16 protein-coding genes and 2 pseudogenes are annotated in these 16136 nt (G+C 37.8%); 7 read left to right on the top strand and 11 right to left on the bottom strand.

Translation table 11 applies throughout. The features are described 5' to 3' along the window. Positions 1–37: 37 nt before the first annotated feature. The 10 genes and pseudogenes from ABN212_RS03270 to ABN212_RS03230 form a co-directional block, all read right to left on the bottom strand. Positions 38–676, bottom strand: coding sequence for a vWA domain-containing protein (locus ABN212_RS03270; RefSeq protein WP_075672662.1), 639 nt, complete (start codon positions 674–676; stop codon positions 38–40). After that, a complete protein-coding gene (locus tag ABN212_RS03265; protein WP_349442863.1) occupies positions 676–1317 on the bottom strand; it encodes a TerD family protein in 642 nt (213 codons plus the stop codon). Before ABN212_RS03265 ends, ABN212_RS03270 begins: the two co-directional genes overlap by 1 nt. A gap of 17 nt (positions 1318–1334) precedes the next feature. After that, positions 1335–1973, bottom strand: coding sequence for a vWA domain-containing protein (locus tag ABN212_RS03260; protein WP_160230680.1), 639 nt, complete (start codon positions 1971–1973; stop codon positions 1335–1337). 513 nt (positions 1974–2486) lie between these two features. After that, a complete protein-coding gene (locus ABN212_RS03255; protein WP_109373001.1) occupies positions 2487–2984 on the bottom strand; it encodes a tellurium resistance protein TerW in 498 nt (165 codons plus the stop codon). A gap of 284 nt (positions 2985–3268) precedes the next feature. Then, positions 3269–4213: an HpcH/HpaI aldolase/citrate lyase family protein gene (locus ABN212_RS03250; protein ID WP_198620736.1), complete on the bottom strand. Its 945-nt coding sequence runs from the start codon at positions 4211–4213 to the stop codon at positions 3269–3271. Further along, positions 4213–4419: pseudogene (locus tag ABN212_RS18835) on the bottom strand (RNA-binding protein); the annotation flags it as partial. The gene ABN212_RS03250 and the pseudogene ABN212_RS18835, both read right to left, overlap by 1 nt. Positions 4420–4544: 125 nt before the next feature. Beyond that, positions 4545–5289, bottom strand: a pseudogene (locus ABN212_RS03245) (cysteine protease StiP domain-containing protein); the annotation flags it as partial. A 2-nt stretch (positions 5290–5291) separates the two neighbouring features. Then, a complete protein-coding gene (locus tag ABN212_RS03240) occupies positions 5292–6062 on the bottom strand; it encodes a hypothetical protein (RefSeq protein ID WP_349442862.1) in 771 nt (256 codons plus the stop codon). Then, positions 6055–7191, bottom strand: a complete 1137-nt coding sequence (locus ABN212_RS03235) for a phosphoribosyltransferase domain-containing protein (RefSeq protein WP_198630316.1) — start codon at positions 7189–7191, stop codon at positions 6055–6057. The genes ABN212_RS03240 and ABN212_RS03235 overlap by 8 nt, the downstream gene beginning before the upstream one ends. Positions 7192–7205: 14 nt before the next feature. Further along, the gene (locus ABN212_RS03230) at positions 7206–8273 is read right to left on the bottom strand and encodes an ATP-grasp domain-containing protein (protein WP_198620740.1); all 1068 of its coding nucleotides are present in this window, start codon (positions 8271–8273) and stop codon (positions 7206–7208) included. 324 nt (positions 8274–8597) lie between these two features. Between ABN212_RS03230 and ABN212_RS03225 the strand changes: the two genes are divergently transcribed. The 6 genes from ABN212_RS03225 to ABN212_RS03200 all read left to right on the top strand — a co-directional run bounded on the left by ABN212_RS03225 (position 8598) and on the right by ABN212_RS03200 (position 13186). Continuing rightward, complete coding sequence (locus tag ABN212_RS03225; protein WP_198632368.1) at positions 8598–9182, top strand: TerD family protein; 585 nt, start codon at positions 8598–8600, stop codon at positions 9180–9182. Continuing rightward, positions 9183–10343 (top strand): TerD family protein, encoded by a 1161-nt coding sequence (locus ABN212_RS03220; protein ID WP_311748511.1) that lies wholly within the window; start codon positions 9183–9185, stop codon positions 10341–10343. Positions 10344–10368: 25 nt separating this feature from the next. Further along, positions 10369–10824 carry a tellurite resistance TerB family protein gene (locus ABN212_RS03215; protein ID WP_109373009.1) on the top strand — a complete coding sequence of 152 codons (456 nt, stop codon included), beginning with the start codon at positions 10369–10371 and terminating at the stop codon, positions 10822–10824. A 34-nt stretch (positions 10825–10858) separates the two neighbouring features. Next, on the top strand, positions 10859–11899 hold the full coding sequence (locus ABN212_RS03210) for a TerC/Alx family metal homeostasis membrane protein (RefSeq protein WP_198620743.1): 1041 nt from the start codon (positions 10859–10861) through the stop codon (positions 11897–11899). 53 nt (positions 11900–11952) lie between these two features. Then, positions 11953–12531: a TerD family protein gene (locus ABN212_RS03205; protein WP_100158820.1), complete on the top strand. Its 579-nt coding sequence runs from the start codon at positions 11953–11955 to the stop codon at positions 12529–12531. Positions 12532–12610: 79 nt separating this feature from the next. Beyond that, on the top strand, positions 12611–13186 hold the full coding sequence (locus ABN212_RS03200) for a TerD family protein (protein ID WP_109373011.1): 576 nt from the start codon (positions 12611–12613) through the stop codon (positions 13184–13186). A 90-nt stretch (positions 13187–13276) separates the two neighbouring features. On the opposite strand, the gene ABN212_RS03195 is transcribed toward ABN212_RS03200, so the two are convergent. Next, entirely contained in the window at positions 13277–13951 is a 675-nt protein-coding gene (locus ABN212_RS03195; protein WP_198620744.1) for an HAD family hydrolase, read from the bottom strand. 417 nt (positions 13952–14368) lie between these two features. Here ABN212_RS03195 and ABN212_RS03190 point away from each other — a divergent pair, with 417 nt between their 5' ends. Continuing rightward, positions 14369–15895, top strand: coding sequence for a methyl-accepting chemotaxis protein (locus ABN212_RS03190; RefSeq protein WP_198632365.1), 1527 nt, complete (start codon positions 14369–14371; stop codon positions 15893–15895). Positions 15896–16136 lie beyond the last annotated feature (241 nt).

The raw sequence follows: 16136 nt of genomic DNA, 5'->3' as shown, positions 1-16136 counted from the left end.
AAAAGCAAAGCCTTTTGGAGCGCTTTGCTTTTGTAGATCACAGTACCAGTTGGATTTCAGGAGGTGGCGGCGGTAGGGTGTCTTTATCCGTATTCACTCCTGCACTTGAACTGCCAGATGCAACACTGGCAGAAACCCATTTAAAAAAGCCAGAGAAGGCATTGGAGTCTAGCGTTTCTAAAGCTACCACTTGAGATGTAAGCTCTTTAAGGTGATCGTGTTTGGCTTTAGGGCCAACAGCACAAGCGATGATCGAACCAAATGAACGCTTTTTCACTTCTTTAATCGCTTCACCATAGGCGTAAGCATCAGACGGTGTGCCATCCGTCATTAAAAAAACGAGAGGACGCCAGTCACCTTTTTGATCACCATCGGAACGTTTAATATCACGATCGACACACTTGATTAAACATTCCAGCGCAGCACCCGTGAAAGTACCGCCAGAGCTAGGTACGGTGATATCTGAGAATTGGAAATCTTCTAATGCAGTTAATGGGATAAATTCACGAGCCTCGTTATCATAGGTAATGATAGAGATATGCACGCTTTCTAATGCGTAAGGATCTTGTCTCAATGCATTAAGCATTGTTTGTATCCCAACGTTAACCGCATGAATAGATTCACCTCTCATTGATCCTGAAGTATCAATCAGCAGGTAAACGGGAAGTCTTCTCATTAGGCGAAATCCTTTAAGTAAGAAATAAAGCTATCTGAACTTGAAGGCTCTCCAATGGCGTTCAGTTTCCAGCCATTATCTTCTCTGACTAATTCAGCAAACAGCATTGAACGTTGGTTGTTGAAGGCTTCGCCTCCAGATAAATCAAAACGAGCCATTTCTACATTTTTCGCATCAACAGCGCGGATAAAGGCGTTTTGTACTTTACCAAAATGTTGTTGTAGTTCTCGACCATTGTAAATCTGAACAATAAAGACAATTTTGGTAAATTTAGGATCAAGTGTGTTTAATTTCACAATGATCTGTTCATCATCGCCATCACCTGCGCCTGTTCGGTTATCACCCGTTAACCAAATTTGTCCTGATTTGTGTTGTAGGCTATTAAAGAAAATAATATCGCCATTAACGAGAGAAGGTTGCCCACCTTCAATTTGACCTAAATCGTTTACTTTGTCATTTTCACCACATAAGAAGGCAATAACATCTAAATCGTATTCTTCGCTTTTTTTACCAAAAAGCCCACCAAGGAATCCGCGTTTTTCTTCGTTGATATCCCAGCCTAAACCGATAGTAACAGAGGAAAGGTCATATTCATTTTTCTTTAAACTAACACCTTGTCCTTTTTTTAAACTAATAGACATATTCATTCCTTTTTTATTTAAAGTACAACGTTAACCTCAGGAGGTGGCGGTGGTAAGTCATCAAGATCACTAATATCTTTCTTAGTTAAATCGACTTTTTGACTACCGACAGAAATACTGGCTGAAACCCACTTAAAGAATGACTTAATGGTATTGGAGTCCGCAGTATCTAGCTGTAATACAATTTCAGTGATATTTTTTAGTACATCAGTTTGTGCTGATTGTCCTGCTGCACACGCAATAACAACGCCAGTGCGTGCCGCTTTAAATTTCTCAACGCCTTTTTTCCAATCGTCTGTGGGGGCGCCATCTGTCATCACAAAAACTAACGGACGCCAATCTCCTTTTGTTTCAGCTGTAGTTTTTTGTACTTCTTTTTCAATACGACTAGAAACTAAAGTGAGCGCAGAACCTAATGCTGTTGTTCCACTTGCGACTAAATCTGGTACTTTAAAATTGATTAAATCAGTGAGTGGCACAACCTGTTGCGCGGTTGAGTCAAAGGTGATGATAGAAATATAAGCAGTTTCTAATGCGTAAGGATCTTGGCGTAGTGTTGATAAGAGCATTTCAACGCCATTTTTTACTGCTGCAATAGGCTCTCCATACATGGAAGTCGATGTATCAAGCAAAAGGTAAACTGGCAATCTTCTCATGCATTTATCCTGTGAGTGAGATAGAAATAAGCGATTAATATACTAACCGACCCATGAAGGTGTTCAATTGAGATTATGCTTAGTTTAATTAAATTAGAGAAAAAACGCAGTGATGATTGTCCAATATTATTAATCTGAATGAAGATAGTATGAAAAGTAAAATAAAAGAGAAATTAGCCTGTTTGTCATCCTTAAATTGAGTGATGGAGCGATTTTATTTTATTAAAGAAAATATATTTTATTGAACCGTCTTAATAAGAGTAATGCTAAATGAATGACTAATAGTGATTAGGTATAAATACTCTTTTTAATTAAAAAATAACAATTATAAAAGTCAATAAATTCAAAGTATTAGTTAATTGGTGTTTTTTGTTTTTAAAGTAATTTAAAATAAATTAAGAATGTGAGGAAATATATGAAACAATTCTATTAGATAAGTGTTTTTATATATTTTCTGCTTTTGTTGTTTTTATAAAATAACTTGATACCGAAGTATCAAGTTGCTTTTTTTATTTAATTCGAATTCTTTTTTTCTTTTTCTTTCTCTGCTATTTCAGCGAGTGTTGATTGAATTAAATTTTCAATATAGTGATCAACTAATAATTCAACAGCTTCACTACGTGTGGAATTATTTAAATAAGATAATCTATCAATCTTGCGCAATGCTGACATTTTTAATGAAAGTGAAACAGATTTTTTCTTATCTTTATCGAGATAAACTCGGCTTGTCATTCCATTGTGGCGTAGATCTTCGCTGGCGGATAATGCCTCACGCATACGGCGTAACGCCTTACTATCGAGTTGACCTCGTTCAGTCATTTGATATGCACGAGAGGCTTTGCTGTATTTTATTTCAGCACCATAAGAATCTCTTATCTCTTTTAATACACGAGTTAACGTAGGCTCTGAGCATTCAAGAGCAGAAATAATCTTAATGGTTGGAACCTTTTTTCCTGAGCTTAAAAGGGTTGCCAGTGTAAAGACTCTGACCTGACGAGTGCTTAATTGCATGCTTAGTTACCACTTATTTTGTCATTGGTGTGTTAAAATATTCAGCAATAATTTCTATTATTCTTGTTCTGTGTTGACAAGGATAAATAAAATAAGCCGCCTATTAAATGTAGTATAAATTAATAACTGAAATAAAAAAAATACACTTTTTTAAATAAAAAGATTCACGTTGTTCTTATAAGTTCTAGTTAAAGATAACATGCTTTAACTAGAAACTTATAAATCGAAATCAATATAAGATAATTATTTTATCTTATCGAATTTATCACCTGCTATAGAGTATTTTATGTTGCGTTAAAACGTTGAGCATTATTTTGTTGGTTAGGAATAATGCCATAAATTTTAGCTCTGGTTAAAATACTCAATGCCCAGCGACGATGTGTTGCTGGTTCACACATTGCACCTTGTGATTTAAAGACGGCTTGTGTTGAATTTAAAATACGTAATGCATCTGAATGATCGGATTGAGACACCATGAGAGCTTGTTCAATTTTATGAATTTGCTTTGGATGGATCGCTGTTTTACCGACAAGTCCATTAGCAATATCAAGTGCCAGCTCTTTATCCATAATATGGTGATCATCAATATGCTCACAAACAGGTGCTGTGAGGGCAAATTGGCGAGCGCCAAAGACAGCAACTAACATTTTTATCACGTAACCCATTGGGCCATCATAAAGTGTTAATTGGCGATTACGTCTAAGAGAAATGACATTCATTAAATCATTACCACCAATACGTAATGCAATAATTCTGTTATGACAAGGGTGAGTTAGTAGGTGGTTTGCAAGCTCTGTCATTTGAATAACATCAAACACTTCTTCTGTTTCAAGTGTTGGCATCATACATAAATGCGTATTTTCAATAATATTCCACCAAATTGGCAGAGAAACTTGTGTGAACTTAGGCAAAACAAGACCATCGATGGCGCTGACATCAAGATTTTCAGTGATCCATTGACCCATTTCAGTGTGGCGAGGGCGAATAAACAGCAGTGGCCAATGGCTACAATCGCTGTTTTTTTTGTGCTCTGCTAAGGTATTTAATAAGGTTGCCAAGTTTTCTAATGCAACAGGAATATCTGCATCACTCACGGCATCTTCTAAACAGATAATTAAAGAGCGTAACCCTTCAATTTTCTGATTGATGATTGTGGGTGCGATATCTGTTCGTGTCGCGGGCATATAAAGCGTTGCCCCTAAATTCCATGGGGATAATCGTTCAATCATTATTTCACCTTTTTAATGATAGTCACTGCACGATATTGACCAAGCGCTTGCCCTATTTCAATAACAGCAATATTTTTTTCCTGCGCAAGATAAACCAGTAACGCGACATCAGGATCGGTTATTTCTCTCACAAGAACATGATCAGGTACACGGCGTAAAACAGCGCGTGTAGCTTCAGCAATACCGGGTTTTATACGATTGATATTTGAAATATCATATTTGTTTGCAAGTGAACTAACGACGTTTTCGCTCAGCTTTTTTAAGTCTGATTGTTGTTCTTTAAATGTAGCTAGTGGAGTATCGTTATCGATTAATGTATCAACGACTTTTCCAACAGTATCAACAAGGTAACGACTGCATTCATACTGTTTTAAATGTTGGCAATCCACAAAACCATGAAAGCCTTCTTCAGTCCAAATTGAACGTGAAATTAATCCTGAAACAGGCGCTCCCATGATCCCAAATGGGATAAGCCAATCTTCATCGCTGGCACTTAACCATGCACAGCCACAAGGATCAGCAAGGACGACAAGACGAGGCTGAGCTGGATAGCCTTTTCGCCCTGATAACGAACGAATAAGTTCACCTGTAATAGCGCCTTTTCCTGTCCATCCATCGACAAACACAATACCTTCTGTACCGTGGCGTTGTTCTATCCATGAAAGCGCTTCGCTATCAATGCCTCTATCTCGAATAATACTAATGCCGTAGTGATAAGAGGTTTTTCCCATTTTACGTAATGTTTGTTGCAACATGACGCCTAAAGGAACACCTGCACGAACAAGGCTTGTCAAGATAATTGGGGTATCACCAAAGCGTTCAATCAATGATTTAGCCAGCATTATGACTTCAGTTGCTAAGCGTGTAGCGCCTGTTTCTAGCGCTTTTTCAAAGAGATCTAGATGCCATGTTGTTGGCTCTGGCTCTTGACTTAGCATGTCAGAATAGTGGCGCTTACCCGATTGTATCAGCTCTTCTTTTAACTCAACGGGCGTCATTTCGATATTAACCGGTTGAAGTAGAAAATCGACATCCCCTGATACATAAGAGCCCGAAAAAGGCTTATGATCCATCATGTTTATTCTCCAAAAATTTTTGTGTTGATCGCATCCGCAAATTGGCTTTGACGAGGAAGTCCATACCAACTACATAATTTCATAAAGCGATGATCACTTAGGCTGTCACCGAGTCCAATCACAGGAAAAACACCACGCTCAGTTTTTAATTTATTGAGCAAATAGGTGGTAGCTTTGCCTTTTTCGATAGGCTCAGGTAACCAAGCAATATTGTTGCTGTTACGATGAATATAAAAACCTTCAGTTGAGAATGTTTTTTCTATCTCATCACCTATGGTGTATAGCTCGTCTAATCGGGTGCTATCGTTATGCTTCATGACTAAATAAATAGGCAAATCACCGTATTCATAGTTAATTCGCGCCCAACCATCAATATTTCGTTCCGCCATTAATTGCGTGATTGATTGTTGTAGAGTCAATAAACGCTGTGTATATGGCGCTAAGCTTTGAGTGATGTGGTTTTGCCATTGTGTATCAGCATTGCCTTCTGGCGTTAATATCACCGCACCATGTGTAGTAATCGCCCAAGAATGAAAAGGAATGGTGACTCGGCTAATCTCTTCTGTTCCACGAGCAGTAACAGGAATTAAATCCGCATGCTCTAACATCCAATCTACAAGCATGGCTTGCTCTTGGGTCATAAAGCTACGGGGTTCTAAGCTTCTATCTAGCGCGCCAGTCTTATAGGGTTCTAGTGCTAATTCATCCACCATCTTACGACGTGTTTGAAATAGTGTGTCATCGAGATCAGTTAAAATAACGGGCTTAGTCATAACTAATTACCTCAACAATAGGTGCAACTTTATTGAGGGCTTCAATCAGTTGGTTATCAATGCTTTCAGCTGGTGTTTCACAACAAAGCAAAATGCGATCAAATTGTTGATGCGCCACGTTATAGACGAAGTTAGGAATACCTAAACCATAATTATCAGTAAATGTGATCGCTGATTGAATGGCAAAATTAGTTGAAATAGGTGAACGCGTTGTCGAACTATATTTTACGATAGCACCTTGTTTTTCAAGACGTTCAGCCAATAAAAACGGCTCCCAAACAAATTCTCCCGATCCTAAAACAAGGATTTTTTCACCTAAAGAAGCATTGATGGATAAACCCAGATCGCTTGCGGGCGTTGTCATCCCTAATCGACCCCAGCTCTGTTTACCAGTGATAGCAACTTGCCCTGATGCAGTGATATTAACGTTAGGCATAACAGGTAAAGGCGCATTTGGATCGGCATCCCATTGCCACTTCCCTTGAACTAAAGAGAGGGTTTTAATCGGTAATGGGGAGCGCTCAGCGATAGAATCACCACTCCAATCGGTTAAGGTTACCGCTATAACCTGCTCAATATGGGTTAATCCACCTTCTTCACGTAGTGCTGAAAGCAGGTTGATAAAGGTATTACCTGTAGTCGCTTCATCATCAATTAATACAACGGTTTTTGCTTTTTGTACCCACTGGCGTTGCTCTGCTGTTGTAGGTAAATAGAGTAAGTGATCAGTCGCGTGGCTGTGATTTTCTTTAAATTCACACAGCAACTCACCTTTATCAACAGGATGACGTGTTGATGTTAAATAAATGGCTTGTTGATAGCGATTTCTCACTTCATCAAAAATGCCAGCACCTAAACCCACCGCCGTTTCTGCCATACCAATAAACAGTACAGGACCTTCAAGTGAGTCAGGAAATTGATGGGCAAGTTTTTGGTAGGTTTCACGCATTTTTTTCGGTGAAACAGGAATATGACGACCTAATACTTTACTGACAAATAGAAATGCACGCTTAGGATTGCGTCTTTCTGCAATATCAAATAATTCATCAAGTAACTCAATAGAACAATTTGGCGTCACACTTAATGTGCCACAAGAAAGAAGGCGACGATAAACGGATGAGTCACTCATACTATTTTTCATTATTAATTATTATCCGTACTGATTAAGTTTGTTAACGCTGAATTGAAAACAATAGAATCGGTGATTGAGCGTATTTTTGTTGGTGTAAAATGGTTATTTTGGGCTTCAGCCTCTTCAATACTTATTAATCCTAATTGGCGTAAAGCAAAAATACCTGCAAGATTAATTCCACAATGTTGGGTATAACCAATACCACCAGAAGGGCGCATATTAATTTCAAGTAAGAGTGGGCGACCTTGATGATTATTTCGAGTTTGCACATTCACAAGACCATCGGCTTTCATCGCCGTTGCGCACGCTTTACCTAATTCATAAGCCTCGCCTGAGATCTCTAGATGTTGTATTGCACCCTCTTTGCGTCGAGCTACAGCTGCAATAACATCACCTTGTTCAACCACCATATCAACAGAGTATTCAGGACCAGGTAAATAAGGCATTAAGACTAAAGGTTCAAAATGTTCAACTGCCTTTAATGCATCAAGATATTGTTGAGGATTGACTTGGCGATTTTCTGGGTGATTAAACAGTGCCATCGGTGAAACTTGATTATCAAAGCGCCAAAAACCCATACCATAAATCCCTTTTACAGGTTTGATGCATAAAGGTATTTCGCCAAAAGGAGGCTCTTTTATATGCGTTTCTAATTCATCGATAGATTTAATGTAAATAGAAGGTACTGCAGGAAGCCCACATTGTTCCATCGCTTGTGCAAATGCAACTTTATTATCAGCTAACTGAAGCTGTTCAAGTTGTGTGGCCCCAGTTGTTAATTTTACCCCAAATGACTCAATTTCTTGGCGGTGTAATTCAAACCATGCGCTATTACGACCGGTGTGAATGGCACGGACTTGATGCTGTCTTACAACATCATCGATAAATTGTAAGCGTAATGTCTCTTCAAGAGGTTCATAAAAAGCCCCATCAGCAAGCGATAAAATCTCATTTCGAGTATGACGATGAGATGCGAGCACAAAGATCTCTTGGTGTTGCTGTTTTGCAAAGTCTTTAACACTTTGAATTATATCGCGTTGTGATGATAAACCTTCCATAAACCAAATTGTGTTATTCATTACTCTGTATACCGTGAAATAAAAGTGTAGGGTTCAATGCTTATAATCATGAAGATTTCGAAGAACTGTGTCAATCATAATATGATTTATTTGAGTTAATTTTTAAATTGGGTAATTGAGTAAGTTATTATTATGATTTTTTTGTGTTTTTAATATTTTATTACAATGAAAATATCATTAATATCAATAAATTGACAAAACTTTAAATTTAAGTGAGAAAAATAGTCTTGCTCGTGTACTTCATCATGATATGATGATTTTCATGATATGGAATTAATCACAAATGGCGTTATTGTTTCACTCTACCTCTGAAGGAATTTAATTATGGTTTCATTAAGCAAGAATCAAACAGTTTCTCTCAGTAAACAAGTACCTACACTGAGCCACTTAATGTTTGGTTTGGGCTGGGATCCGATTAAGAAAAAAGGATTATTAGGCGGTCTTTTTGGTGGTGGTGGTTCTATCGATTTAGATGCAAGTTGCGTATTACTTGACGCAAGTGGCAATCAAATCGATACCATTTGGTTTAGAAAATTAAAATCAAGTTGTCAGTCGGTTATTCACTCTGGTGATAACTTAACGGGTGACGGTGATGGCGATGATGAAATAATTTTCGTTGATTTAAACCGTTTACCAACAAATGTTGAATACTTGGTATTTACAGTAAATAGTTTCCGTGGACAAACATTTAATGAAGTTGAAAACGCATTCTGCCGAGTTGTTGATAAAACAACGAATAAAGAGCTGGTGCGTTATACCTTAACAGAGCAAGGCTCTCATACAGGTATCGTGATTGCTTCTTTACAACGTAATCATGGTCAATGGGATTTCACTGCGTTTGGTGCGCCTTGTAAAGGCCGTGTTATTAATGACATGATGCCTGATATTGTGGCTACGGTGGTGCGATAAATGAATATGACTCCAGGCGGGAACGTACCTGTTCCTAATCAAACATTAATCATTAGAATTCAATCTGGTGCACCAGTTGATGTGTCTGCTTTTAGACTTTATGCGTCAGGTAAAGTGAATGGCGACACCGATATGGTGTTTTATGGACAGACAGCTAATGATGATCGCACCGTTATTTATGCGACAGCAGGAAACAGCACATCTTTTACGGTGGATCTAACGCGTTTACGTCCAGATGTTGAAAAAATTGCGTTTACGGCGACTTGTGAAGGTCAACAAACTATCGCAAATTTACAACGATTATCAATTCAAGTTGATGCTAATAACGAAGTTGTGGCGAACGGCAATGTTGATATTAACGGTCGTCCTGAAGCGGCATTAATTTTAGGTGAATTGTATCTTCGTAATGGTAGTTGGAAGTTCCGTTTTATCGCTCAAGGATTTAACGGCGGTTTAAAGCCATTAGCTGAACATTTTGGTGTTGATATTGCAGACTCAGCACCAGCACCAGCACCAGCACCAAAACCGGCGCCAGCGCCAAGTTCGGTGAACTTAAGTAAGGTTTCTTTAACTAAAGAAAAACCGGCAATTAGCCTAACGAAGAAAGATGACTTCGGTAAAATTCGGATCAACCTTGATTGGCATCGAGAAAGCAAAAGTGGGGGTTCTGGGTTATTAGGTGGGTTGTTCGGTGGCAATAAAGGTATCGATTTAGATATCGGTGCTTTTGTTGAACTTCAGCAAGGACATAAGTCCGTTATTCAAGCATTAGGAAACGGGTTTGGTGATTTCAATCGTATTCCTTATGTTGAATTGCAAGGCGATGATCGTACGGGAGATGTTGCTGGTGGTGAATGGATCTTTGTGAATGGACGTGAATGGAAAAATATCAAGCAAGTGCTGATTTTCGCGTTTATTTATGAAGGTGTACCGAATTGGAGCAAAACAGATGGTGTTGTCACCATTCATGTACCAGAACAACCTCCTATCGAAACCCGTTTAACTGACGGTAATAATGGTCGCAATATGTGTGCGATTGCACGACTCGTTAATGAGAATGGTTCGATAAAAGTTGAACGTCTCAATGAGTTTTTTAAAGGTCACCGTGATATGGATAATGCCTACGGGTGGGGATTTCGCTGGACAGCGGGTTCTAAGTGATCAAGTTGATATAAGGAAAAATAGCATGAGTTTTTTTAACAAATTAAAAGATGGTTTTAATTCAGGTCGCTCTGAGTTAGCAAAGCAAGTTGGTCGCTTTAAAAACAAAAAATTTATGCAAGGCACTGTTGCTGTTTGCGCACGTATTGCCATTGCCAGCGGTGGAGTGAGTTCTGAAGAAAAACAGAAGATGCTCGGTTTTTTAAAAGCATCGGATGAACTTAAAGTTTTTGATACTTCTGAAGTTATCGAATTCTTTAATAAGCTAATCCTGAGTTTCGAATTTGATACTGAAGTCGGTAAAGGCGAAACCATGAAGTATATTCTGGCAATGAAAGATCAGCCAGAAGCTGCGCAATTAGCTATTCGTGTCGGTATTGCTGTTGCGAAAAGTGATGGTGATTTTGACAATGATGAAAAAGAAGCTGTGCGCGCTATTGCCATTGCATTAGGCTTTGAGCCCGCAGAATTTGGTTTGTAATTAATTTAATATAGGGAACCGTTTAGGAATTATTATGGTATCCACACATATTGGTTTTCCGACAGAAACTGTCATTGTCTTTGTTGTACTTGCGATTGGCGCTATTTTTATCGACTTATTTATGCATCGCTCAGATAAGCCGATAACATTAAAGAATGCCATATTTTGGTCTATATTCTGGGTTGCTATTGCAATGGTATTCGCAGGATTCCTTTATATTCACCATGGTGCAGAGGTTGCGAGTTTATTCGTAACAGGTTATGCGCTAGAGAAAGTGCTTTCGGTTGATAACTTGTTTGTCATGATGGCGATTTTCTCTTGGTTTGCTGTGCCTGATCGCTTCCGTCACCGCGTTCTTTATTGGGGTATCATCGGTGCTATTGTTTTCCGTGGGATCTTTGTTGCCATCGGTACAGGACTGTTAAGTTTAGGACCATATGTTGAGATAGTATTTGCCTTAATCGTGGCTTGGACGGCAGTTATGATGCTGAAAAGCGGTGATGATAGTGAAGAAATTGAAGACTATTCGCAGCATCTTGCTTATCGCTTAGTAAAACGATTTTTCCCTATATGGCCAAAAATCACTGGACATGCATTCTTACTAACACAAAAAGAAGTTGATGTAGAGTTAGCGAAACCTGAAAACAAAGATATTACTATCGGTCGTGGTACAAAAGCTGCGCTATATGCAACGCCACTGATGCTGTGTGTGGCAGTCGTAGAGCTTTCTGATGTGATGTTTGCTTTCGACTCGGTTCCCGCTATTATCGCAGTAAGCCGTGAACCTTTAATTGTATATAGTGCAATGATGTTCGCAATTTTAGGCTTACGTACGCTTTACTTCGTGTTAGAAGCGTTAAAACAGTATCTCGTTTACCTTGAAAAAGCGGTTATTGTGTTGTTGTTCTTTATTGCTGTAAAACTGGGTCTAAATGCAACAGATCATATTTGGCAACATGGATACAGCATCTCCGCGACAACCAGCCTATTTGTTGTGCTTGGTGTTCTTGCTCTGGGTATTATTGCAAGTTTCTTATTCCCAGAGAAAAAGGATAATGAAGGTAAGTCAGAATAATTAGTATTCTTGAGAAATCAGAATATCAAAAACTAAATTAAAGAGGTTAAAAAATGAGCGTTTCTCTTTCTAAAGGTGGTAATGTCTCTCTGAGCAAAGCAGCCCCAACGATGAAAAACGTCCTTGTCGGACTTGGTTGGGATGCCCGTTCTACAGATGGTCAAGATTTTGACTTAGATGCATCTGTATTTCTGTTAGCGGCTAATGGAAAAGTACGTAGCGATGCCGATTTCATTTTTTATAACAACTTAAGATCTGCTGATGGCTCTGTTGTTCACACGGGTGATAACCGTACTGGTGAAGGCGATGGTGATGATGAAGCGCTGAAAATCAAATTAGACATGATCCCAAATGATGTCGATAAGGTTATCTTCGTTGTGACTATCCATGATGCGCAAGCTCGTCGCCAAAGCTTTGGCCAAGTATCAGGTGCATTTATTCGTTTAGTTAATGATGACAACCAAATTGAAGTTGCTCGTTATGACTTAACGGAAGATGCATCAACAGAAACAGCAATGTTATTTGGTGAGCTATATCGCCATAACTCGGAGTGGAAATTCCGTGCTGTTGGTCAAGGTTATGCAGGTGGTTTAGGTTCAGTTTGTGCTCAATACGGTATTAATGCCTCTTGATAGTGGATTTATAAGACACTAACCGCTGGCAGTCATAAGATGTGATTGCCAGTTTATTCAATAAAGTAGGAGCTTTGATATGGCAGTTTCCCTTGTTAAAGGCGGTAATGTTTCTCTGACTAAAGAAGCACCAACAATGTCGGTTGCTATGGTTGGTCTAGGATGGGATGCCCGCGTGACTGATGGCGCAGAGTTCGATTTAGATGCGTCAGTGTTCATGGTAGGTGAAGATGGAAAAGTACTTTCAGACGCAAGTTTTATCTTCTTTAATAACAAAGTGAGTCAATGTGGAAGCGTTGAACACCAAGGAGATAACCGTACTGGGGAAGGCGATGGTGATGATGAGCAAGTAAAAATCACCCTATCAAAAGTCCCTGCTGAAGTGAAAAAATTGGTATTCGCAGTCACTATTTATGATGCTGAAAATCGTAAACAAAACTTCGGTATGGTGAGCAACAGTTTTATGCGCGTTTTTAATAACGACAATAATACTGAAATTGCACGCTTTGATCTTTCTGAAGATGCATCTACAGAAACTGCAATGATCTTTGGTGAGTTATATCGCCATGGTACAGAGTGGAAATTTAAAGCTGTAGGTCAAGGTTTTGCGGGTGGTTTAGGTGCATTAGCATCACAACACGGCGTGAATATCTAATCTCTACACTATTAGTACATATAGTACATAGTGCATGGTAAAAACCCTCGTTAATCGAGGGTTTTTTTGTGCTCAATTTTGTGGGTAAGATTATTTTTTTGTTTCTATCTTTATGGGTGATTTTTTCGATTTACTTTTGCCTGTATGAAAGTGGCGCCAATGAGGATCTTGTGCTGCAAAAAGCAACTCATGATCACCTCGAGAATCTCCCCAAGCTCTTAAATGATATTGTGTGAGATCCCCATAAACACTTTCTAACCGCTTGATTTTTTCACCACAGCGACAGTTATTACCAATAATTTTCCCCGTTAATACACCTTCAACAACTTCGAGCGTTGTACCAATTAATTTAATGCCTAAGCGATCAGCAAAGGGTTGTAATACCATTGCTGGTGATGCTGAACAAATGGTGACTTCAGCGTGACTGTTCACCTCTTCAGCAACGGCTAATAAACCGGTAGGGCGCATTAGTTTAGCCCAGTAAAGTTGGCAGAAGGCTTCGGCTTTTTCTTTTAACCAATTCTCATCAATGTTGGTTAAAAAGGTTTTAATAAGTACTTCTTTTAATTCATCACGAGTAAGTTTGCGTCTAAAGCAACGTAATGTGGGCAATACCATCTTAATCAAACGGCGTGAAAATTTACGTTTACCAAAAGCAAACTTTAAAAAAGGAATAAAACTGTCGTGATAGGTCAGCGTGCCATCAAAATCAAACACTGATAATGTTTTTACGGTGTTTTTTGAGTTTTCAAACTGAGGTTGCATAAAAAGTTAAGCTCCGTAAATCATCAGAGTTTTTTAAGGTCATGGTGCATATTATATCATCGTTCTCAAAATGAGATAGTACGGTTGTTACTTATTGAAAATAAAACTATTTATACTTTTATGAATAATAGGGTGTAGGAATAATCGATGAAAAGCATCAGCAGATATTGGCTACCCAATAAAGTAATGTGTGATTGATAAAAAATAGCGTATTTATTATTAACATTATTGGTTGCATTATTTTATAAAATAAGAATAAAGCGTGATTTATTTAAAATATGATTAGTAATTATTTATAGAATAAAAATTTTTAAATAAAAATTATTAACTTATATGCATCAATGAGAATTAAATAAAAAAATAACTTCGTCGATAAAAAATAAAGTTTATCGATATGTACATATAGGTATTTTTATTATGAGTATTAAACAAAGTGCTAAAATAGGCGCATCTGCACTGTTATTAATTTTTATTTTATCCTCTGCATTATCTACATTTTTCATCTATAAAATGAAAAATAATTTTACTCAAGTTGAAGTATTATTGACACGTTACACCGATGTTTTGATGGCGCGTTATCAATTAGCGATTATGCGTTCTAATGTGAATTTTCTGATACAAGATACCGCCGAAACAAATGCTAAAGATGCTGAAATTATTGAGAAAAACAAAAAAATTGCGGTAAGTGCTAAACATGCAATGGATATATGGGTAAAAGAAAAGAAAGTCACAGTAGAAGCACAAAAAAGTGCAGATGAAATAGCAAAGTTATTTTATAGCCTAATTGATAGACTCTTGATTGCGTCAAATGGCTCAGAAGCAATACATATAAAGGATACAGAGTTTGCCAATGATTTTGATAGATTAAATAATTTATTTGATAACTATGTTTCTGTTAAAGCCAAAAATAGTGCTGGGCTCAGAAATAGACAAGATACGATGGTTCAGCTTTCTATTTATTCCACTCTCATATCCTTATTAATTCTATTCGTTATTTTATATTTTGCTATTCGTTGGATAAACAAAACCTTTATTTATAACCTTAATACGTTGTCTAATGTGTTAAATAAAGTTGGTAAAGGGGAATTAGTTTTCGATTTACCTAAAATGAAAAAAGATGAATTTGGTGAGTTATTTTCACATGTGAGTGATATGCAAAAAGCGTTAACTTCTACCATTCTTACCGTAAAAAGAGAAACGTTAGAGATAAAACGAGGAGCTTCTGAAATTGCATCAGGTAATCAGGAGCTCTCTGCTCGTACTGAAGAGCAAGCTAGTGCATTACAACAAACCGCAGCCAGTATGGAAGAGATTAAAACCGCAGTAGCCAATAACACCGAAAATACTCAAGAAGCCAATGAGATTATTAATCAATCCAATGACATCGTTATAGATGGTGCTAGTGTAATGAAAGAAGCTATCTCATCGATGAAAAAAATAGAGCAAGGCGCGTTAAAAGTGGGTGAGATTAACGAAGTGATTAATAATCTTGCGAGTCAAACGAATATTTTAGCGCTAAATGCAGCAGTAGAAGCTGCGAGAGCAGGGGAACAAGGGCGAGGTTTTACCGTTGTTGCGGCTGAAGTAAGAAATTTAGCAGCCAAAAGTGCAGATGCTGCAAAAGAGATCAGCCAGATATTAAAAGCATCTATAAAAGATGTCGCAGAAGGAACCGCTCTCGTTAATAAAACGGGAAAACATATGCAAGAGATCGTTTCTTCAATTACAAAAGTAAATAATATTATGCAAGGGATAAGTCTCGCTTCTGAAGAGCAACGGGTTGGTATTGAACAAATTGCGGTGGCGATTAATCAGATGGATACGGTTGTGCAACAAAACGCCTCTTTAGTGGATCAAGGCGCATCTTCAACGATGATGTTAGACGAAAAAGCGCAGGTATTGATGGATAATGTAGCGGTATTTCAGATTGAGGAACCGATGTAATAACGATTAAAACAGCTCACTTTGAAGTATTGTATTGAAGTGCGCTGTTTTATTTTTAACTTATTAATAACACTAAAATATTATTTCATTGTGAGATATTATCAAAGTTAAAATATGAATATCAGTATAAAAAACTAGTCGCAATCATTGATTGAAAACTGTAATAAGTGTTTGTATCGATAATTCTGATTAATAAGTAAATAAAATCTATTTCGTGCCGATAAATGAGTACATTTGTATC

This window comes from Proteus genomosp. 6, assembly GCF_040139785.1.
Lineage (GTDB): Bacteria > Pseudomonadota > Gammaproteobacteria > Enterobacterales > Enterobacteriaceae > Proteus.
The sequence above is the reverse complement of the archived record's forward strand: the minus strand, read 5'-3'. Positions and strand labels throughout refer to the sequence as shown.